Source organism: Rhodobacter maris (genome assembly GCF_900217815.1).
GTDB classification, from domain to species: Bacteria; Pseudomonadota; Alphaproteobacteria; order Rhodobacterales; family Rhodobacteraceae; genus Rhodobacter; species Rhodobacter maris.
In genome coordinates, this window is the sequence record NZ_OBMT01000005.1 from 44,073 (window position 1) to 63,115 (window position 19,043).

Sequence of the window (19,043 nt, forward strand, 5' to 3'; positions counted from 1 at the left end):
GGCTGAGGCGCCGTTCGCCGAAAGGTTTTCATGGATACGATCTACGCGCAGGCCACCGGCCGCGGCAAGGCCGGGGTTGCGGTCATTCGGCTTTCCGGGCCTCGCGCCTGGGAAGCCGTTTCCGCTTTGGCGGGGCGCTTGCCCGCGCCACGGCAAGCCGGGCTGCGACGGCTGCGTGCGGGAGATGATTTTCTGGATGAGGCGCTGGTGCTTTGCTTCGAGGCGGGGCGGAGTTTTACCGGCGATCAATCGGCCGAGTTGCATTTGCATGGCGCGCTTGCCACGGTGCAGGCGGTGTTGCGCGCGCTGGCAGGGGTGCCCGGATTGCGGCTGGCGGAACCCGGCGAATTCACCCGCCGCGCGATGGAAAATGGCCAGCTTGACCTCGCGCAGGTCGAAGGGCTCGCAGACCTGATCGAGGCGGAGACCGAGGCGCAACGCAAGCAGGCTTTGGCGGTGCTTTCGGGTGCGGTCGGCGCAGTGGTGGAACGCTGGCGGGCAAGCCTTGTGCGCGCTGCGGCGCTCCTTGAAGCGGTGATCGACTTTGCCGATGAAGAGGTGCCGGAGGATGTGACCCCCGAGGTTTCGGGGCTCATTTCTTCTGTATCGCAAGATATTGTGGTGGAACTGAGCCGGATCTCGACCTCCGAGCGTGTGCGCGAGGGGTTTGAGGTGGCGATCGTTGGCCGCCCCAATGCCGGAAAATCCACGCTTCTGAACGCGTTGGCGGGCCGCGAGGCGGCGATCACCTCGGAAGTTGCGGGTACGACGCGCGACGTGATCGAGGTGCGGATGGACCTTGGCGGGCTCGCCGTCACGCTTCTTGATACCGCCGGTCTGCGCGAGACCGAGGACAAGGTCGAAGCGATCGGTGTGGAGCGCGCCTTGCAACGCGCCGCACAGGCGGATTTGCGGATATTTTTGCTCGATGGCGACGATATTCCGCTGCTGCAGCCCGAACCGGAAGATCTGATCGTCCACGGCAAAGCCGATCTTGCGCCGGGGCAGGGGCTCAGCGTTTCCGGCAAAACCGGCGCGGGGCTTGATGCTTTGGTGACGGAGCTGACCAAACGGCTCTCTGTCCGCGCCTCGGGTGCGGGGGTGATGACGCGCGAACGCCATCGCGCCTGTTTGCAGCGTGCGGAAAGCGCGCTAACTGCTGCTCGGTGCGAGTTGGAATTTGGCGCTCGGCTGGAACTGGCTGCGGAGCATCTGCGCAGCGCAGCGCGGGCACTCGAATCGCTGTTGGGGCGCGTGGACGTGGAAATGCTGCTCGACGAGATCTTTTCGAGCTTCTGCATCGGTAAGTAAGGAGTGTTTCACGTGAAACATCTGGACGTGATCGTGGTGGGGGGTGGCCATGCCGGGGCAGAGGCCGCGCATGCGTCGGCGCGGATGGGCGCGCAAACCGGGCTTGTCACGATGCGGCGCGCGGACCTTGGTGTGATGTCTTGCAACCCGGCGATTGGCGGGCTCGGCAAGGGGCATCTGGTGCGCGAGATCGATGCGCTCGACGGGGTGATGAGCCGCGCGGCCGACCGCGCCGGGATTCAGTTTCGTCTTCTCAACCGCCGCAAAGGGCCCGCGGTGCAAGGCCCGCGCGCGCAGGCGGACCGCAAGCTCTACCGTGAGGCGATGACAGAGTTGACGGCGGCGCAGCCAAACCTCGCGGTGATCGAGGCGGAGGTGACCGACCTGCGGCTTGAGGCGGGCCGGGTGGCGGGTGTGATTCTGGCCGATGGTTCAGAGATTACGGCCAAGGCCGTCATCCTGACCGCGGGCACGTTTTTGAACGGGGTCATGCATATTGGCGACCAGCGCGCAGCCGGGGGCAGGGTGGGCGACGCGCCCTCCGTGCGGCTGGCGCAAAGGCTGCGCGATCTTGAGCCGCGAATCGGGCGGTTGAAAACCGGCACGCCGCCGCGGCTCGATGGTCGGACGATTGACTGGAGCATCCTCGAGATGCAGCCGGGCGACGAGGATCCGGTGATGTTCAGCTTCCTGAACCGCAGGCCGTTCGTGCGGCAGATTGCTTGCGGCATCACCCATACCAACGAATCGACCCATGAGGTGATTCGCGCAAATCTGCAGCGGTCGGCGATGTATGGCGGCCATATCGAGGGGGTGGGGCCGCGCTACTGCCCCTCGATCGAGGACAAGGTGGTGCGCTTTGCCGACAAGAGCGCGCATCAGGTGTTTCTCGAACCCGAGGGGCTTGACGATCACACCGTCTACCCGAATGGGATTTCCACATCGCTGCCGTTTGAGGTGCAGGAGGCCTATGTGCGTTCGATCCGCGGCCTCGAGCAGGTGAAGATCCTGCAAGCGGGCTATGCGATCGAATATGATTTTGTGGACCCGCGCGCACTTTCGAATCGTCTTGAGTTGCGCGACCTGCCGGGGCTGTTCCTCGCCGGGCAGATCAACGGGACAACGGGCTATGAAGAGGCGGCGGCCCAAGGCCTTGTGGCGGGCTTCAATGCCGCCAGCAACAGCTTGGGGCGCGCGCCGGTCACCTTCAGCCGGACAGAGAGCTACATCGGCGTGATGATCGACGATCTGGTAACCCGCGGCGTGAGCGAGCCTTACCGTATGTTCACCTCACGCGCCGAGTTCCGGCTCGCCTTGCGGGCAGATAACGCCGATCAACGGCTCACGCCGCTCGGCCTTGCTGCGGGCTGTGTAGGCGAAGAGCGGCGCGGCGCGTTTGAGGAGAAGATGGCGCGGCTTGGGGCAGGACGGGCGCTGCTCGAGTCGCTCGTGCTCACACCGAAACAGGCGAATGAGCGCGGCTTGAGGGTGAACCAGGATGGCACGAAGCGCAGCGCCTTCGAGCTTCTGGCCTTCCCGGAGATCGACTTTGCCGCGGTGAGCGCCGCGTTCCCGGAACTTGCCGAGATGCCGGAGGATGTTTCCGAGCAGCTCTCGCGCGAGGCGCTTTACGCCAATTACATCGAGCGGCAGAAGCTTGATGTTGAGGCGATGCGGCGCGACGAGCATTGGGAAATCCCGGAGGGATTTGATTACGAGGCGCTGCCGGGCCTTTCAAAAGAGCTGCGCGGCAAGTTTGGCCGGGCGCAACCGCGCACGCTCGCGCAAGCGGGCCGGGTGGATGGCGCAACCCCCGCGGCGCTCGCCTTGATCCTCGCGCATTTGCGGCAACGCAAACGGGCAGGGCAAGCATGAGCGCCGAGAGCTTCGCCGCCCGCGTGAATGTTTCACGTGAAACACTGGATCGGCTTTCGGCGCTTGAGGCGCTGCTGCAAAAGTGGAACCCCGCGATCAACCTCGTTTCTGCGGCAACGCTCACCGAGGTCTGGACCCGGCATTTTCTCGATTCGGCGCAGCTTTTCGACTGCATCGCGGGAGAGGTCGCGCATTGGGCGGATCTTGGCAGCGGCGGCGGCTTTCCGGGGCTTGTTGTTGGCGTTCTCGCGCGAGAAAAACGCCCCGAGATGCACCTGACGCTGGTGGAGAGCGACAAGCGCAAATCCGCCTTTCTCCTCAACGCGGCGCGCGAACTCGGGCTCAAGGCCGTGGTGCGGGCGGAGCGGATCGAGAAGGTGCCGCCGCTTGGCGCCGATGTGCTTTCAGCGCGCGCGCTGGCGCCGTTACCCAAGCTTCTTGAATTTGCGGCGCTTCACCTGTCGCCCGGAGGCATCGCCCTCTTCCCGAAAGGGGAGCGCTGGAAAGAGGAGGTTGCGCTGGCCGAGGCTTCATGGTCCTTTACCTGCGAGCCGCGGGAAAGCCTGACGGATCCGCAGGCGGTTGTCTTGAAAATCAGGGGTTTGGAACGTGTCTGATCCGACGCGGCCCGCGGGGCCGAGAATCATCGCGGTGGCGAACCAGAAGGGCGGCGTTGGCAAGACGACGACCTCGATCAACCTCGCAGCGGCGCTGGCCGAGCAGGGGCTCAGGATCCTGTTGGTCGATCTTGATCCGCAGGGCAATGCCTCGACCGGGGTGGGCGTTGAGACCTCTGCGCGCAGCTATAGCACCTATGATCTCCTTCTCGGCGAAGCGCCGTTGACCGAGGTGATCCAGAAAACCGAGATCGACGGGCTCTGGATTTCGCCGGCAACGGTGGATCTTTCCTCCGCCGATATGGAGCTCGTTTCGGCGGAAAAGCGCAGCTATCTCTTGCATGATGCGCTGCGCCAGATCGATATGGACCAGTTTGCCTTCGATTACGTGCTGATCGACTGCCCGCCGTCGCTCAATCTGCTCACCGTCAATGCGATGGTGGCGGCGCAATCGGTGCTGGTGCCGCTGCAGGCGGAGTTTTTTGCGCTTGAGGGGCTGTCGCAGCTGATGCTGACGATCCGCGAGGTGCGGCAGAACGCGAACAAGGATCTGCGCATCGAGGGGATCGTGCTCACCATGTATGATGTGCGCAACAACCTCTCGCAGCAGGTGGAATCAGATGCGCGGGCGACGCTGGGCGAGCTTGTGTTCCGCACCATGATCCCGCGCAACGTGCGCATTTCAGAGGCGCCGTCTTTCGCGCTACCGGTGCTGAGCTACGACAGCTCGTCGAAAGGGGCGGAGGCTTACCGCCATCTTGCGCGCGAGCTTCTGGCGCGCCATACCCCGGTGAAAACGAAGGTGGCAGGATGAGCATCAAAAAACCGGAACGGCGCGGCCTGGGGAGGGGGCTCTCGGCACTGATGGCCGATGTGCAATCGGCGGTGGCCGAGGATGAGGAAACGCCACGGCGGCGCGACCAGATGGTGCCGATCGAGCGGATCGTGCCAAACCCGGATCAGCCGCGGCGCACATTTTCAGAGGCTTCTCTGGAGGAACTGCGCGCCTCTATCGCCGAGAAGGGCGTGATCCAGCCACTCATCGTACGCGCCCATCCGGGCCGCGACGGGCATTACGAGATTGTTGCGGGTGAGCGGCGCTGGCGCGCGGCGCAACTGGCGCAACTGCACGAATTGCCGGTGATCATCCGGGATTTCACCGATACCGAAGTGCTGGAAGTCGCCATCATCGAGAACATTCAGCGGGCCGATCTGAACCCGCTTGAAGAGGCGATGGGCTACCGCCAGTTGATGGAACGGTTCGGTCATACACAAGAGAAAGTGGCAGAAGCGCTTTCCAAGAGCCGTAGCCATATTGCCAACCTGCTCCGCCTGCTGAGCCTGCCCGAAGAGATTCAGGGCTATCTGCGCGAGGGCAAGCTGACGGCGGGCCATGCACGGGCGCTGATCACGGCGGAAGATCCGGTGGGCCTGGCGCGTGAGGTGATCGCGCGGGGGCTTTCCGTGCGCGAAGTCGAACGGCTCGTCAAAGGGGAGGGCGGCCCGACGAAGCCCGCGAGCCGGAAGCCGGGCTTTGCGGCGCCCGAAAAAGATGCCGATACGCGGGTGCTCGAGGGCGATCTTTCCGCCACGATTGGCATGAATGTCAGCATCGAGCACAGCGGCGCGGAGGGCGGGAAGCTGATCATTTCCTATCGCTCGCTCGACGATCTCGATAGGCTTTGCCAAGCGCTGAACCATATGGGCTAACGCCATATATGGTGGTTTTGGCCAACAGACCCGTCAGAGTTTGTTGGCCGCTTTCTTCAGGGCTTCCGTTTTCAGCGTCTCGGCAATCTTGCCGAGGTTCTCGTTCCGACCGACGGCTTTGGCCGTTTTTGCGGTTTGAAAAGCGATCGGCTCCTGCAATGCGGCGATCTGCTGGGTGAGTTGGGCCTGCTTTGCGAGGCTCCAGGCGGTGAAGCGCTCCGCTGCGCCCGAAAGCAGCAGATCGTCCATCCCCGCACGGCGCGCCGTGCCCGCCTGCACCCCAACGGCCGCATGTTGCGCCTCAAGGCGCTGGCGGGCCGCGGTGAGCCGTGCGAGCTTGGTCATCTCGCGGTCGCGCACCATCGCGGCGAGCTCCTGAAGCACTTTCAGATCCTTTTGCCGCATCAGCCCCGTGCTCCGCGTTCGCGCGCGCGTCGGCGCATTTTCTCGGCAAAGCGGATCGCCGCGGCGACAGCGCGGAAATGCTCGGGCCGGATTTCCTCGCCGATATCGACCGTCGCATGGAGTGCGCGTGCGGTAGGCGGATCGGAATGGATCGGCACGGCATTTTCCGACGCCACTTCGCGAATTCGCGCCGCAATCTCGTCGACACCCTTGGCGACGCAGACCGGTGCGCGCTTCGCCCCACGTTCCCATTTCAGCGCCACCGCATAATGGGTCGGGTTGACGATCACCACATCGGCCTTGGCGACATCGGAGATCATCTGCTTCGTCGCGATCTCGACCGCCTTTTGTCGACGTTGCGCCTTGATATGGGGGTCGCCTTCGGATTGTTTCATCTCGTCCATGAGTTCCTTGCGCGTCATCCGGTTGCGGCGCAGGAATTCGGCGCGCTGCCAAAGATAGTCGATCGCGCCGATCACCGTGGCGAGAAGCAGCATCAGGAGCAGGAATTCAACGATCATCTGCAGGAATTGGCCGGTGACCTGTGGCGCCTCAAGCTGTTGCGTCATCAAGATCACGGGCAATTCGCGCAAGATGAAATTGCCAAGGATCACGGAGATCACCAGCAGTTTGACGAAGCTCTTGGCAAATTCGAAGAGGCCGGACCGGCCGAATTTCTGTTTCGCATTCGAAATCGGGTCGATCCGGTTGAGCTTGAACATCAGCTTTTCCGGTGCCACGACGATGGCGCGTTGCGCGAAAAGCGCCAGCAGCACCGCCGCCGCCGGCAGGATCACCCAGGGCGCGAGCGCCATGGCCACCTGTGAAAAGAGCCCGCCCGCCATCGTCACCCCGCCGCCGAGCATCTGCGCGGAGATAGTATCGGCCTGATCGAGCAGAACGCTCGCCCAGGTGCCGAAATGCTGCAGCGAATAGGCGCCAAAGGCGAAGGCGGAAAGCACGATCCCGCCATAGGTCGCCGCAACGGTGAGTTCCGCCGATTTGACCAGATCGCCCTTTCGTCGGGCCTCTTCCAGTTTCTGCGGAGTTGGGTCGAACTCCTTGGAGTCGTCGTCTTCCTCGCTCATGGGCGCAACTCGAACGGGTTGGAGAGGAACGTCACGAACCCGTCATGCCAGATCATGAGGCCGGTCGGCAAGGCGATCGAAAGCAACGCAAGCCCGCCCAAAGTGAGCGCCGGAGCGCCCACAAAGGAGACCATGAGCTGCGGCATGGCGCGGTTGATGGCGCCGAGCGCGACGTTGTAAACGAGACCCGCAATGACGAATGGCGCGGCGATCGAGAAGCCGAGTGCGAAAGCATGGCTGACGCCCGAAAGCTCCCATTGCCGCATCAGATCGGCATCGGGGAAAGCGCCGGGCGGAAACACCTGGTAGGAGCCGAGAAAGATCTCCGTCACCCGCACATGAAGGCCCAGATGCACCGCGATGGCGAGTGCTGCCATCACCATCAGTTGCGAAACGGCCGGTTGCGGTTCGCCCGCCGTGCCGCCGAAAAGCTGGGAAAGCGAGATCGATTGTGCCGCCATCATCCCCGCGATCTGCAGTGCAATGATGAACAAGCGCAGTGCCATGCCGATGCCGAGCCCGATCAGCGTTTCGGCAAAGAGCCAGACCGGGGTCGGAAAGCCCGGCTCGGGGCGGTTCACATAGGGCTCCGCACCGGGCAGAACGATCAGTGTGAACGCAAGCGCAAGCACAAGTTTCACCCGCGCGGGCACCAGCATCTCGCCGAAGGCGGGCATCACCAGCATCGTGCCCCCGACGCGCAGGAAGACGATGAACCCGGTCCAGAGAAAAGCCTGCATCTGCGCGATCACTTCGGCGTAAAGCGGGTTCATGCGGGAACGATCCCCACCATCGAGGGCTTCGCATCGAGGCCGATTTCCTCGAAAGAGAGTACCGGGGCGGCGATTCCCTTGGCGCCAAGCACGGTTTTCAGGAACCGCCGCCGCCGCGTCGAGGTGACAATCGCCGGGAAGATGCCCGATTCGCCCGCCCGTGCCACGCGTTCGGCGACGTTGTTGGCGAGCCGGTTGAACTTGTCGGGGGGCAGGGCCACATCGGTCTGCCCGCGGTCGCCCGAGATCTGGTAGGAAGAGAAAGTATCTTCCCATTCCGGCGCGAGCTGCAAGAGCGGCAGCGTGCCGTCCTCGCGGCGGAATTCGGCGACGAGCTGGAAGCCGAGGCGCTGGCGCACATGTTCGCAAATCGCCTCGGGCGAGTTCATGCCGCGCACTTCGGCGACCGATTCGACGATCACGAGCAGGTTGCGGATCGAGACGCGCTCTTCCAGCAGGAGCCGCAGCACGGCAAGCAGAAGATCCACCGGCACCTTGTCGGGAATGAGCTCGTCCAGAAGCCGCCGGTTGGTATCAGCCCGGGCCGGATCGGAAAGATTGCACACCTCCTCAAGCAGGCGGCGCAGCGCGCGCAGCGTCATCAGACGGCCGAAGTTGCGCTTGATCACCTCAAGCAGATGCGTGGCGAGCACTTCGGTGGGCGAGACCACGGTGGAACCGGCCAGTGCCGCATCTTCCTGTTGCGCAGCAGGCAGCCAGCGCGCGGGCGCGCCGTAAACCGGCTCGCGCACATCTTCGCCCTTGGGCAGGAAATCGCGATTGTCGGTGATCAGCGCGAGAACCTGATCGGGGAAGAGCCGGTCCTTCGCCTGTTCCACACCCTGAATGCGGATCCGGTAGCACCCCGGATCGAGCGTGGCATCGTCGGTGAGCCGGATCTCGGGCAGGATCAACCCGTAGCTGGCGGCCACGTGGTTGCGCATGTTCGAGATGCGTGAATCGAGCCCGGTCGCCGGATCGAGCGCCATTGCCACCAGATCGGGCGAGAATTCGACATGGATATCGTCGATGTCGAGCACGTCGCCGATCGATTTTTTCTTTTTCTTCTCGGCCGGGGCGGGCATCTTCATCGCTTCGCGGGCGGCTTTCTGGGCGGCCTTGCGCTTCACCATCACCGCAGTGCCGATCAGCACCACCGCGCCCATCATGAAGGGCACGAAGGGCAGGCCCGGAACGAGCGCAAAGAGCGCCATCAGCACCCCCACGGTGATCAACGCCGAGGGGTAACGCGAAAGTTGCTCGAAGAGCGCCATGTCGGCCGAGCCCTTGGCGCCGCCGCGCGAGAGCAAAATCGCCGACCCGATCGAGATGATCACGGCCGGGATCTGGCTCGTCAGCCCGTCGCCCACGGTGAGGATCGCATAGGTTTCCAGCGCGCGGTCAAGCGGCATGCCATGCACAACTGTGCCGATGATCAGGCCAACGATCAAGTTGAGCATGGTGATCAGAAGGCCCGCGACCGCATCGCCCTTGACGAATTTCGAAGCGCCGTCGAGCGAGCCGAAGAAAGTCGTTTCCGCCTGTTCGCGTTCGCGCCGCGTGCGCGCCTCGGCATGGTCGATGGCGCCGGCGTTCATGTCGCTGTCGATGGCGAGCTGCTTGCCGGGCATCGCATCGAGCGCGAACCGGGCGCCCACTTCGGCCATCCGGCCCGCGCCCTTGGTGATGACGATGAAGTTGACGATCAGGATCACGCCGAAGACGACGAGCCCGATCATCACCGAGCCGCCCATGACGAAATTGGCGAACCCCTGGATCACCTTGCCCGCGGCGCCGGTGCCGGTATGGCCTTGACCGACGATCAGCTTGGTGGAGCTGACGTTGAGCGAGAGCCGCAGCATCAGCGAGGCCAGAAGCACAGTCGGGAAAGCGGAAAAATCGAGCGGGCGCTCGATGAAGAGGGTGACCGTGAAGATCAGGATCGCCAGAGCGAAAGAGATCGCAAGGCCGACATCCATCACCCAGGACGGCATCGGCAAGATCATCATCACGATCACCGCCATCAGCGCCAGCGCCAGAAGGATCGTGGGCTGGAAGATCGTCTGAAGTGTCAGTTTTGGCATCAGTTGCCCTCACCCTTGTTCAGTGCCACGGCAAAGAGGCTTGCCCCCGGGGCCGCACCGAGGGGTGGCGAGACAGTGCCGCTGCGCTGCAACAGCGGATAGGTGTTGACCCGCGGCGGCCGTTGCGGGGCCGCTTGCGACTCCATCGCCGCGACGATGTCGGGGATTTCGGGGATTTCATTGACGCCGGTCTGCATCGGCGCGCCGGTCATTGCGCTCATCGGGCCCGCATTCATCGCCATCGCATCGTTTGCCCCGTCCGCGCCCATGTAGCGCTGGCGCAACTCGGCAAAGCGGGCCGAATAGCGCTCGGCATATTCCTGGGTGCGCGAATGATATGCCCCGGCAGCGCCGTTCCAGGAGCCTTTCTCGCCATAGAGCTCGGCGAGGAATCGCGCGGCGTAAAGCGCATTCGCCATCGGGTCGAACATCTCGTCGATCGAGGAGAAATGCTGGCTGTGCCATTTGTAATTGATTTGGAAGCAGCCGACATCGAAGCTGCGCGCGCCGCGCTTGAACTCCTGAAACACATAGGCGCGGGCCTCGTCGAGCGTGTCGAACCAATGCCCGGCGCCTTCCATGTTCACCGTCCAGGGCCAGGGCCGAAGCTTGCCGTCGATGCGTTTGCCGGTTTCAGTGAGCGAGATCGCCTTGAGCACCGAGACCGGAACGCCGGTCCGGCGCGCAGCTTCCTCGGCGACACGCTCACAGGTGCTCGAAACCGTCGCCGCCGACTCGGAAGCACCTGCCACTCCGCCATGCCAGATAAGGCAAATCATTGAAAATGTTACTAAAAGCCAAGACTTTGGCATGGGCTTCACCCTCTGGTCAGCAGTTCTTGCTGGGACTGAAGCTAGGCAAATAAGGTTTACAACCGGTAAGCATCGCCCCGTATTCGGGGCTCAGGGATGCAGCGCCGCAAGATATTGCGCATGAAGATCGGGCGGCGCGACGAGGAGGCCGTCGCAGCGCGCGCCGGGTGCGTTGAAGCGGATTTCATGGCCGAGCCGGTCGGTGGCAAGCGCGCCCGCGCGCGCCGCAATAAGGCTTGCCGCCGCCACATCCCATTCCCAGGCCTGACGCAGCGAGAGGCTGGCATCGAACCGCCCCTCGGCGACAAGGCAGAGTCGCCAGGCGAGCGAGGGGCGGAAGCTGCGCAGGTAGGCGGGCCGCGGGCCGCGCCAGTGCACAGCCTCATCGGTGGTGCGCGCGGTGAGCAAGCTCGAACCGGCGATGCAGCGGGTCTTTGCCGCGGCAATCGGCGTGCCGTCGAGCAGGGCGGGGCCGTCGCAGGTGGCGGCATAGGTCTGATTCAACGCGGGCAGATGCACCACGCCCGCCCGCACCCGGCCCGCCTCGACCACGGCGATGGCATGGGCAAAGCCCGGTTCCTCGGCCAGAAAGGCACGGGTGCCGTCGATCGGATCAACGATGAAAATCCGCTCCGCGGCAAGCCGGGCCGGGTCATCCTGACTTTCCTCGGAAAGCCAGCCGTAATCGGGGCGCGCCGCGCGCAGGATCTCGGCCAGAAGCGTATTCACCGCGAGATCGGCTTCCGAAACCGGACCGGCGCCGCCCTCTTTCTCCCAGGCATCGGGGCGCCGCTTCCAGTAGCGCATCGCAAGCTCCCCCGCGGCCTGTGCAGCCTCCGTCAGAAGGGCGAGGTCGCGGGCGGTGTCAGGCTCCTGCAAGGGTCAACCCCTCGATCCGGAGCGAAGGCACGACATGGCTCAGATGTGCGCGCGCGTCATTGGCAGGGGTGATCCGGCGCAGCATCTCGCGCAGGTTGCCGGCGATAGTGCATTCGTTCACCGGCCAGGCAATCTCTCCGTTCTCTACCCAGAAGCCATTGGCCCCGCGCGAATAATCGCCCGTGGTCGGGTTTATCGTGGCGCCGATGAAGGAGGTGACGATAAGCCCGGTGCCCATTTCGGTCAAAAGCGCATCGCGGCTTTGCGTGCCTTGCGTCAGCGTCACATTGCCGGTGGTGGGCGAGGGCGGTGCGGTTGTGCCACGGGAAGCGCTCGCCGTGCTCTCCATGCCGAGCTTGCGCGCGGTGGCGAGATCGAGCGTCCAGCCGGTGAGCACGCCGTTTTCCACGATCGCGCGGCGGCGGGTGGGCAGGCCCTCGGCATCGAAAGGGCGCGAACCGGAGATGCGCGGGCGAAACGGATCCTCGATCAGGTTCATCCCGGCGGGCAGAACCTCCTCGCCCAGAGCATCGCGCAGCCAGGAGGCGCCGCGGGCAATCGAGGTGCCGTTGATGGCGGAAAGGAGATGCCCTATCACGCTTCCCGCCACGCGTTCGTCGAGCAGAACCGGGAAGGCACCGGTTTTCGGCGGGCGGGGGTGGGCGCGCGCCACGGCGCGTTCGCCGGCCCGGGTGCCAACCTCGATGGCGGAGGGCAGGTCGGCCTGAAAGACGCGTGATTCCGCGGCCCAGTCCCGTTCCATTGTCGCGCCTTCGCCGGAAATCGCCACCGCCGAGACCGAGCGGGAGGTGCGCGCATAGCCGCCCGCAAAGCCGTTCGTTGCCGCCATGAAGAGATTGCGACACGACCAGGAGGCGGAGGCCGATTGCACCTGCGCCACGCCGGAAACGGCGAGGGCGGCCGCTTCCGCGGCGCAGGCATCGGCCTGAAGCGCCGCGGCCTCGGGTTCCGGGCTCGGGTCGGCGAGCTCATAGGCGGCAATATCCCAGCCGCTGGCCAATTGCGCGGGATCGGCCAGCCCGGCATGCGGATCCTCGGGCGCTTCGCGCGCCATCGCCACCGCGCGTTCGGCCATATCGGCCATGGTGCGGGCGGAGAGATCCGAGGCCGCCACGCAGGCCTGCCGCCCGCCGATCAGCACGCGCAGCCCGATCTCCACCCCTTCGGAGCGCTCCGCCTGCTCGAGCGCACCACCGCGCACGTCGATGGAAACAGCACGCCCTTCCACGGCAATCGCATCTGCGGCCTCGGCTCCTGCGGCTTTCGCGGCGCTCAGCAGCGCTTCAGTCAGATCGCTCAATTCGGGGGGCATCGGGTCCTCAATCGAAAAGCCGCCCGGCCCGGGGCCGGGCGGCCTGAAAGCTTCAGGGATTACTGGATCGGCTGACCATTGGCGAAGATCTTGCCACCGTCCTTGAACTCGATCTTCGAGGTCAGCAGGTCTTCGCCCTTTGGCACCGCATAAACGCCCATCATCATTTTCGCGAACATCACCTGATCTTGCGGCATCATCCCCATTGCCACGAGGCCGTCCATCAACTTGTTGGCGCCCGAAAGCTGCAGGTCGATCGCGCCGATCGGCTTCGGCGTTCCGGCGCTGTTGTCAAAGCTCAGCGCGCCTTGCCCGCTCAGATCGGCGCCGGCGAGCGTGAGCTGCAGCTTGTTGATATCGACACTGTCGAGCTCGATCGGCGGCACCGGCGATTTTGCCGCTTCCGGCGAGAACAGATCGAGAAGCGTGCGCATCTTGCCCGACAGGTCGATCACCAGCGTCGCCGGGCCATGCGCCAGATGGCCCTTCGGGTCGAACATCGCCCAAATCTGCTCTGAAACGCTCAACCCGTCGAGCACAAGCCGCGCCGTCATCGGCTGGGGCGTGGCAGTGGCCGCAAGCGGCATCGCAAGGTCGATTTCGCTGCGATCGATCTGTGCCGAGACCGGCATCGGCAACTGCGCCGTCTTCACGGAAACCGTGGTGCCGTTGCCGTTGACGGCGTAACGGAAGGCCTCCTGCGCGAGGCTGATCTGCATCTGCCCGGCCTGCGCGGTGCCCGAGATATTCACCGGCCCCTCTTTCGGGGCCGCGTCCATGGTGAAGGTCGCGCCGCCAAAGCCCATCTTCATGTCGCTGCGCAGTCCGCGGGCGAGGGCGCTGCCGAGGTCGGAATTGTCGGCGCCTGCAGGCACCATGTTATCGCCCAGCACCGTCAGATTGCTCAGCACCATATCCGCCTTCACGGGGCCGCCATCCTCGGGATTGGCGCCTTCAAGATGCATCGTCATGCCGCTCGCCTTCAGATCGGTGTGGATCTGCTGACCCGCGGTATCGGCGGTCACCTGTTGCGTGCCGGCAAGGCCCGAGAGCACGATCGTCAGCGCGCTCGGGATTGCATCGCCGCTTCCGCCCGCCTGGGTGGCAGTGACGTTGACCGAAACGGCCGGCGCATCGACGAGATAGGAGAGCGCCTCGGGCGTACCGGAAACCACCGCCGTGGCGGCGCTCTTGTCGATACGGATCTGCGCGGTCTCCGGCGCGCCGGTGGTCGATGTCACCACATTCGTGCCGTCGATCTCGCCGTCAACCGAGGCTTTGACGGTGCCATCACCCTGATCTTTAAGCAAAAGAGCGGGCACGGTGAGCGTGGTCGTGGAGGTCTGCGCCGCCAATCCCTCGCCAACCGGCACTTCCGAGGTGAACACGAGATTGCGGATTGCAAGCGTGTCTCCTTCACGCGCAACGCTGCCGGGAGCCACTTCGAAGCCAAAAGTGGCATATTGCTTTTGCCAGCTTTCCCAGACCTGTTCCGGCGTGACATCAGCGCAGAGCGCCGTTGTGCTCAGAAAAAGGGCGAAAACCGAGGTTGCGCCCGTCGAACGAAGCCGTGTCATCTATGACCTCTCGTAAAGCGGTTTGCCGCATCCTCGGTTGCGCGTAGGCAATGGTCAAGGGGATAAGGGCTTGATAGGACGAAGCGCAAGGCGGCGTGGAGGACAGGATGATCCATGTAAACGAGGCTGAGGGGGTCTGGACGGTCACGATTGACCGGCCGGAAAAAGCCAATTCACTCACCCGCGAAATGCTGATGACCATCCTCGAGGCGGCCGAGGCCGCGGATCGCAGCGCCGCACATGCTTTCGTGTTGCGGGGGACGGGCAAGGTGTTCTCGGCTGGCGCCGATCTTGACGCGGCGCGGGCGGGCCTTGCCACGGACTGGGTCTGGGAGAAGCTTTCCGGGGCGGTGGCCTCGCTGCATTGCCTGACGATCGCTGCGCTCAACGGAACGCTGGCGGGCGGCGCGATGGGCATGGTTCTCGCCTGCGATCTGCGGATTTGCGTGCCGGAAGCAAAGTTCTTCTACCCGGTGATGAAGCTCGGTTTCCTGCCGCAGCCCTCCGACCCGAAACGGCTGGTCAATCTGGTCGGCCCGGCACGAGCGAAGATGATCCTGATGGCCGGACAGAAGATCGGCGCCGAGGAGGCGCTGGGTTGGGGACTCGTTGACCGGATCGTTCCGGCGGAAACGATGGACGCGGCAATCGCCACGCTTCTTGCCGATGTGAAAGTGGCCGATCCGGGCCATATCGGCGCGATCAAGGGGCTGATCTGAGCAGCGCCCGGCCCCCCGGCCTTCAGGCGTAGACCGCATCCTTGCGGAATTGCTTCACCAGCAGATAATAGACCACGGCGCGATATTTGTGGCGCTCGGAGCGGCCGTAGATCTCGATCACCGCGTCGATCGCATCGTCGAGGCCGGGCCCGTCGGGCAGACCGAGCTTCTTGACAAGGAAGTTCTTTCGCACCGTCTCAAGCTCACCCGGCTGCGAGGCGGCGACGGTTTCGGCATCTGCATCATAGATTGCCGGGCCACAACCGATCGTGACTTTGGTCAGCAGATCCATATCCGGCTCGACACCACATTTGCTCCGCAGATCTTCGGCATATTTCGCAATCAGCGCGTCGCGCTTGCCCATGATTTCTCCCTCCCTGGAAATCCGGCGCGCAAAGGCGCCCGGCGCCGAGCCTAAGCCGGGCCGGGGCAGGAACAAAGAAAAACCATACCGGGTCTTGCGCTGCAGAGCCGCGCCAGGTCACGCGCGTGAAAGATGGATCAGATACTGGTTCGCGAGCAGCGTGAGTTTTGCCCTGTCGCCGAGTTTGGACAGAACCACGGTTTCCACGGCTGTTTTCACCGGCGCATTGAGCGCATCCGACATCCAGGCATAATCATCGCCCGAGATGATCCCGTTCGGCTTCACCTTGGCGAGGCTCATCGCAAGGTCGCGGTCGATGAAGGGGGCGTTGTGGTTCCCGTCGAGATAGATCCAGTCGAGGCAGCCATCGGGGAGCGCGGCCAGCATCTCGTCAGATTTCCCGCGATGGATCTTCACCCGGTCGTCGCCTTTGAATTTCTCGACGACCATCTCGTATTTCTCTTCCATCAGGGCTTCGTTTTTCTTCTTGCCGAAGCCGGTGTTACCGAATTCCGGTTGATAGAGCCACGGGTCGATCAGATGCAGCTCCTTGGGCTCGCAGATCTCGAGAATCCGGCTTGAGAAATTGCCTTCCCACACGCCGACCTCGGCACAGACAGCGCCCTTGGGCATCTTGCCCAGAAGCTTTCCCCGAACGCGTTCCCGTTTCGTCGTATCTTCCATGTCATGCCTCTGTCTGTGGGCGTTTTCGGCGGATCTTATGTCACCCCAACAATCTGGCAAATGAAAGGCGAGGCCGCAGAGGGCCCCGCCTGCTGTTGCGTCACTCTGGCGCGGGTGCGTTCAGTAGCGGTAATGATCCGCCTTGTAGGGGCCTTCGACGGTCACACCGATATAATCGGCTTGATCCGGGCGCAGCTCGGTCAGCTTCACGCCGATCTTTTTCAGATGCAACCGGGCGACCTTTTCATCGAGCGCCTTGGGCAGAATGTAAACGCCGGGCTTGTAGTCCTCGCCCTTGGTGAAAAGCTCGATCTGCGCCAGCACCTGGTTGGTGAAGGAGGCCGACATCACAAAGCTCGGGTGACCGGTGGCGTTGCCGAGGTTGAGAAGCCGCCCTTCCGACAAGAGGATGATCCGCGCGCCCGAGGGCATTTCGATCATGTCCACCTGGTCCTTGATATTGGTCCATTTGTGGTTTTTGAGCGCGGCGACCTGAATCTCGTTGTCGAAATGGCCGATGTTGCCGACAATCGCCATGTCCTTCATCGCGCGCATATGCTCGATGCGGATCACGTCCTTGTTGCCGGTGGTGGTGATGAAGATGTCGGCATCCGCCACCACATCTTCCAGCACGACAACCTCGAACCCGTCCATCGCCGCTTGCAGCGCACAGATCGGGTCCACCTCGGTCACCTTCACCCGGGCGCCGGCACCGCGGAGCGATGCGGCCGAACCCTTGCCCACGTCGCCATAGCCGCAGACGACCGCGACCTTGCCGGCCATCATCACATCGGTGGCGCGGCGGATGCCGTCCACGAGCGATTCCTTGCAGCCGTATTTGTTGTCGAATTTCGACTTGGTGACAGAGTCGTTGACGTTGATCGCCGGGAAGGGCAGCAGGCCCTTTTTGTGCAGGTCATAAAGGCGGTGCACGCCGGTCGTGGTTTCTTCCGACACGCCCTTGATCGCCTCGCGCTGACGGGTGAACCAGCCGGGGGTTTCCACCATCCGTTTCTTGATCTGGTTGAAGAGGCAAACCTCTTCTTCCGAGCTCGGCGTGGCAATGAGATCGGTTTCCCCCGCTTCGACACGCGCCCCCAAGAGGATGTAGAGCGTCGCATCGCCCCCATCGTCGAGGATCATGTTGCAGGTGCCTTCCGCGAACTGGAAGATCTTGTCAGTATAGGACCAGTATTCCTCAAGCGTTTCGCCCTTGATCGCAAAGACCGGCGTGCCGCCCGCGGCAATGGCGGCGGCGGCATGGTCTTGCGTCGAGAAGATGTTGCACGAGGCCCAGCGCACATCGGCGCCGAGCGCCTTGAGCGTCTCGATCAGCACCGCGGTCTGGATCGTCATGTGCAGCGAACCGGCGATGCGCGCGCCCTTGAGCGGCTGGGTCGGGCCGAATTCCTCGCGGCAGGCCATCAGGCCCGGCATTTCTGTTTCGGCAATATCGAGTTCCTTGCGGCCGAACTCGGCCAGCTTGATATCCTTGACGATGTAATCGGCCATGACGGATCCTTTCGAATGTCGTTTGGCGCTCTCTATCATCGTCGCGGGATTGCAGCAATGTAACTGTGGTCGCGGGGTTTATCCGGCATTTAGGAGTCCTTCCGATTTCAGAAGGGCGAGCGGATTGGCGCCGCTTTCCCATCCCATTCCGGAGGAGACGACGCAGGACACGCCATCGGCGCGGGTGTAAAGCGCGGTCCAGGTGCCCTGCGCGTCGGAGGCCCAGAGCGCAACCGAGCGGTTGCCCGCAAGCGGGCTTTTCACGCGCGCATGCTCGCCGAAATCTTGCGCAAGCCGGGTAGCGAGGGCGGCGTGATCGTCACAATAGGGCTGGTCATACCCCTGGTCCGGGCCGATCTCGCTGATCGCGTCAAAAACCGAGAGATCACCATAGGAACTATCGGGGCCATGGTCATCCATTGGTCGGCCAAGCGCCTCGGCGCGGGGGGAAAACCCGGGGATGTCCTGAGGCTCGATGCTGGAAAACGCCATACCGACCGTGCCCAGAACAGCCAGTGAAATCGCGGTTGCGCTGAGTGCGATCGTGCGATGGTTCATGGTCATGGCGGCCCTCTTTTCACGGTCTGTCAAAAGCTCAACGCGAGATGTGTCATTCCAGTTCCGCGCGCCGTTTACAGCGGCGGGCAGTTTGGCTAGCAGGGGGCAGATCACGGAGGGCAGGCAATGAAACGGGCGTGGCAGCGGATGCTTTCGGGGCGCAGGCTCGATCTGCTCGATCCGACGCCGGTCGATATCGAGATCGAGGATATCGCGCATGGGCTCGCCTTCGTGGCGCGCTGGAACGGCCAGACCAAGGGCGATTATGCGTATTCGGTGGCGGAACACTCGATCCTGGTGGAGGCGCTGTTTGCCCGCATGAACCCCGGCATCGACCCGCGCTGGCGGCTCGCGGCGCTGTTGCACGACGCGCCCGAATATGTGCTGGGAGACATGATCTCACCGGTGAAGGCGGCGATCGGCGCGGGTTATGGCGAGCTGGATGCGCGGCTCACGTCCGCTGTGCATATCCGCTTTGGCCTGCCCGCCGCACTGCCCGCCCCGATCAAGAAGGCGATCAAGGCGGCAGACACGGTTTCAGCCCGGCTCGAGGCCGAACAGATTGCAGGGTTTTCGGAAGCAGAGGCGAACCGGATCTTTGGCAGGCTTGATCCGGGTCTGGTGCGGGGGCTGGCAATCCGCCTGCGCCCGCCCGCCGAGGTGCGCGCGGAGTTCACCGCGCGTCACCAATCCCTTTTGACCGCGCTCAGCGGTTGAATTTGTATTCGCCAGCGTGACGGGC

The 19,043-nt window shown here is 63.7% G+C and carries 19 protein-coding genes; 7 read left to right on the plus strand and 12 right to left on the minus strand.

Annotated elements, in window-relative coordinates; all coding sequences use genetic code 11:
• Nucleotides 1-30 precede the first annotated feature (30 nt).
• Genes mnmE through CRO22_RS09020 form a run of 5 tightly spaced genes read left to right on the plus strand, consistent with a single transcriptional unit; the run spans nt 31 to nt 5,513 of the window.
• Nucleotides 31-1,311 (plus strand): tRNA uridine-5-carboxymethylaminomethyl(34) synthesis GTPase MnmE, encoded by a 1,281-nt coding sequence (mnmE, locus tag CRO22_RS09000; RefSeq protein ID WP_097069814.1) that lies wholly within the window; start codon nt 31-33, stop codon nt 1,309-1,311.
• 12 nt (nt 1,312-1,323) lie between these two features.
• Nucleotides 1,324-3,186: a tRNA uridine-5-carboxymethylaminomethyl(34) synthesis enzyme MnmG gene (mnmG, locus tag CRO22_RS09005; RefSeq protein WP_097069815.1), complete on the plus strand. Its 1,863-nt coding sequence runs from the start codon at nt 1,324-1,326 to the stop codon at nt 3,184-3,186.
• Complete coding sequence (gene rsmG, locus CRO22_RS09010) at nt 3,183-3,803, plus strand: 16S rRNA (guanine(527)-N(7))-methyltransferase RsmG (protein WP_097069816.1); 621 nt, start codon at nt 3,183-3,185, stop codon at nt 3,801-3,803. The genes mnmG and rsmG overlap by 4 nt, the downstream gene beginning before the upstream one ends.
• Nucleotides 3,796-4,617, plus strand: a complete 822-nt coding sequence (locus CRO22_RS09015; protein WP_097069817.1) for a ParA family protein — start codon at nt 3,796-3,798, stop codon at nt 4,615-4,617. Before rsmG ends, CRO22_RS09015 begins: the two co-directional genes overlap by 8 nt.
• Nucleotides 4,614-5,513 carry a ParB/RepB/Spo0J family partition protein gene (locus tag CRO22_RS09020; protein ID WP_097069818.1) on the plus strand — a complete coding sequence of 300 codons (900 nt, stop codon included), beginning with the start codon at nt 4,614-4,616 and terminating at the stop codon, nt 5,511-5,513. Before CRO22_RS09015 ends, CRO22_RS09020 begins: the two co-directional genes overlap by 4 nt.
• A 33-nt stretch (nt 5,514-5,546) precedes the next feature.
• Here the strand turns inward: CRO22_RS09020 and CRO22_RS09025 are convergent, their stop codons facing one another.
• From CRO22_RS09025 to CRO22_RS09060, 8 genes are all read right to left on the minus strand, one after another.
• Entirely contained in the window at nt 5,547-5,918 is a 372-nt protein-coding gene (locus CRO22_RS09025) for a hypothetical protein (protein ID WP_097069819.1), read from the minus strand.
• Nucleotides 5,918-7,006 carry a flagellar type III secretion system protein FlhB gene (gene flhB, locus CRO22_RS09030; protein WP_097069820.1) on the minus strand — a complete coding sequence of 363 codons (1,089 nt, stop codon included), beginning with the start codon at nt 7,004-7,006 and terminating at the stop codon, nt 5,918-5,920. Before flhB ends, CRO22_RS09025 begins: the two co-directional genes overlap by 1 nt.
• A complete protein-coding gene (locus CRO22_RS09035; RefSeq protein WP_097069821.1) occupies nt 7,003-7,779 on the minus strand; it encodes a flagellar biosynthetic protein FliR in 777 nt (258 codons plus the stop codon). The genes flhB and CRO22_RS09035 overlap by 4 nt, the downstream gene beginning before the upstream one ends.
• The gene (gene flhA / locus CRO22_RS09040; protein ID WP_097069822.1) at nt 7,776-9,863 is read right to left on the minus strand and encodes a flagellar biosynthesis protein FlhA; all 2,088 of its coding nucleotides are present in this window, start codon (nt 9,861-9,863) and stop codon (nt 7,776-7,778) included. The genes CRO22_RS09035 and flhA overlap by 4 nt, the downstream gene beginning before the upstream one ends.
• A complete protein-coding gene (locus CRO22_RS09045; protein WP_394341487.1) occupies nt 9,863-10,615 on the minus strand; it encodes a transglycosylase SLT domain-containing protein in 753 nt (250 codons plus the stop codon). The genes flhA and CRO22_RS09045 overlap by 1 nt, the downstream gene beginning before the upstream one ends.
• A gap of 150 nt (nt 10,616-10,765) precedes the next feature.
• Entirely contained in the window at nt 10,766-11,554 is a 789-nt protein-coding gene (locus CRO22_RS09050; RefSeq protein WP_097069824.1) for a 3'(2'),5'-bisphosphate nucleotidase CysQ, read from the minus strand.
• Nucleotides 11,541-12,887: a TldD/PmbA family protein gene (locus CRO22_RS09055; protein ID WP_097069825.1), complete on the minus strand. Its 1,347-nt coding sequence runs from the start codon at nt 12,885-12,887 to the stop codon at nt 11,541-11,543. The genes CRO22_RS09050 and CRO22_RS09055 overlap by 14 nt, the downstream gene beginning before the upstream one ends.
• Nucleotides 12,888-12,946: 59 nt before the next feature.
• On the minus strand, nt 12,947-14,464 hold the full coding sequence (locus tag CRO22_RS09060) for a DUF2125 domain-containing protein (RefSeq protein WP_097069826.1): 1,518 nt from the start codon (nt 14,462-14,464) through the stop codon (nt 12,947-12,949).
• A gap of 107 nt (nt 14,465-14,571) precedes the next feature.
• Here CRO22_RS09060 and CRO22_RS09065 point away from each other — a divergent pair, with 107 nt between their 5' ends.
• Nucleotides 14,572-15,183, plus strand: a complete 612-nt coding sequence (locus CRO22_RS09065; RefSeq protein WP_097069827.1) for an enoyl-CoA hydratase/isomerase family protein — start codon at nt 14,572-14,574, stop codon at nt 15,181-15,183.
• A 22-nt stretch (nt 15,184-15,205) separates the two neighbouring features.
• Here the strand turns inward: CRO22_RS09065 and CRO22_RS09070 are convergent, their stop codons facing one another.
• The 4 genes from CRO22_RS09070 to CRO22_RS09085 all read right to left on the minus strand — a co-directional run bounded on the left by CRO22_RS09070 (nt 15,206) and on the right by CRO22_RS09085 (nt 18,307).
• Nucleotides 15,206-15,547 (minus strand): DUF2853 family protein, encoded by a 342-nt coding sequence (locus CRO22_RS09070; protein ID WP_097069828.1) that lies wholly within the window; start codon nt 15,545-15,547, stop codon nt 15,206-15,208.
• A gap of 117 nt (nt 15,548-15,664) precedes the next feature.
• The gene (locus CRO22_RS09075; protein ID WP_097069829.1) at nt 15,665-16,231 is read right to left on the minus strand and encodes a class I SAM-dependent methyltransferase; all 567 of its coding nucleotides are present in this window, start codon (nt 16,229-16,231) and stop codon (nt 15,665-15,667) included.
• 120 nt (nt 16,232-16,351) lie between these two features.
• Complete coding sequence (ahcY, locus tag CRO22_RS09080; protein WP_097069830.1) at nt 16,352-17,743, minus strand: adenosylhomocysteinase; 1,392 nt, start codon at nt 17,741-17,743, stop codon at nt 16,352-16,354.
• 78 nt (nt 17,744-17,821) lie between these two features.
• On the minus strand, nt 17,822-18,307 hold the full coding sequence (locus CRO22_RS09085) for a hypothetical protein (protein ID WP_097069831.1): 486 nt from the start codon (nt 18,305-18,307) through the stop codon (nt 17,822-17,824).
• A gap of 120 nt (nt 18,308-18,427) precedes the next feature.
• On the opposite strand from CRO22_RS09085, the gene CRO22_RS09090 reads away from it, so the two are divergent.
• The gene (locus tag CRO22_RS09090) at nt 18,428-19,018 is read left to right on the plus strand and encodes an HD domain-containing protein (protein WP_097069832.1); all 591 of its coding nucleotides are present in this window, start codon (nt 18,428-18,430) and stop codon (nt 19,016-19,018) included.
• The last annotated feature ends 25 nt before the right edge of the window (nt 19,019-19,043 follow it).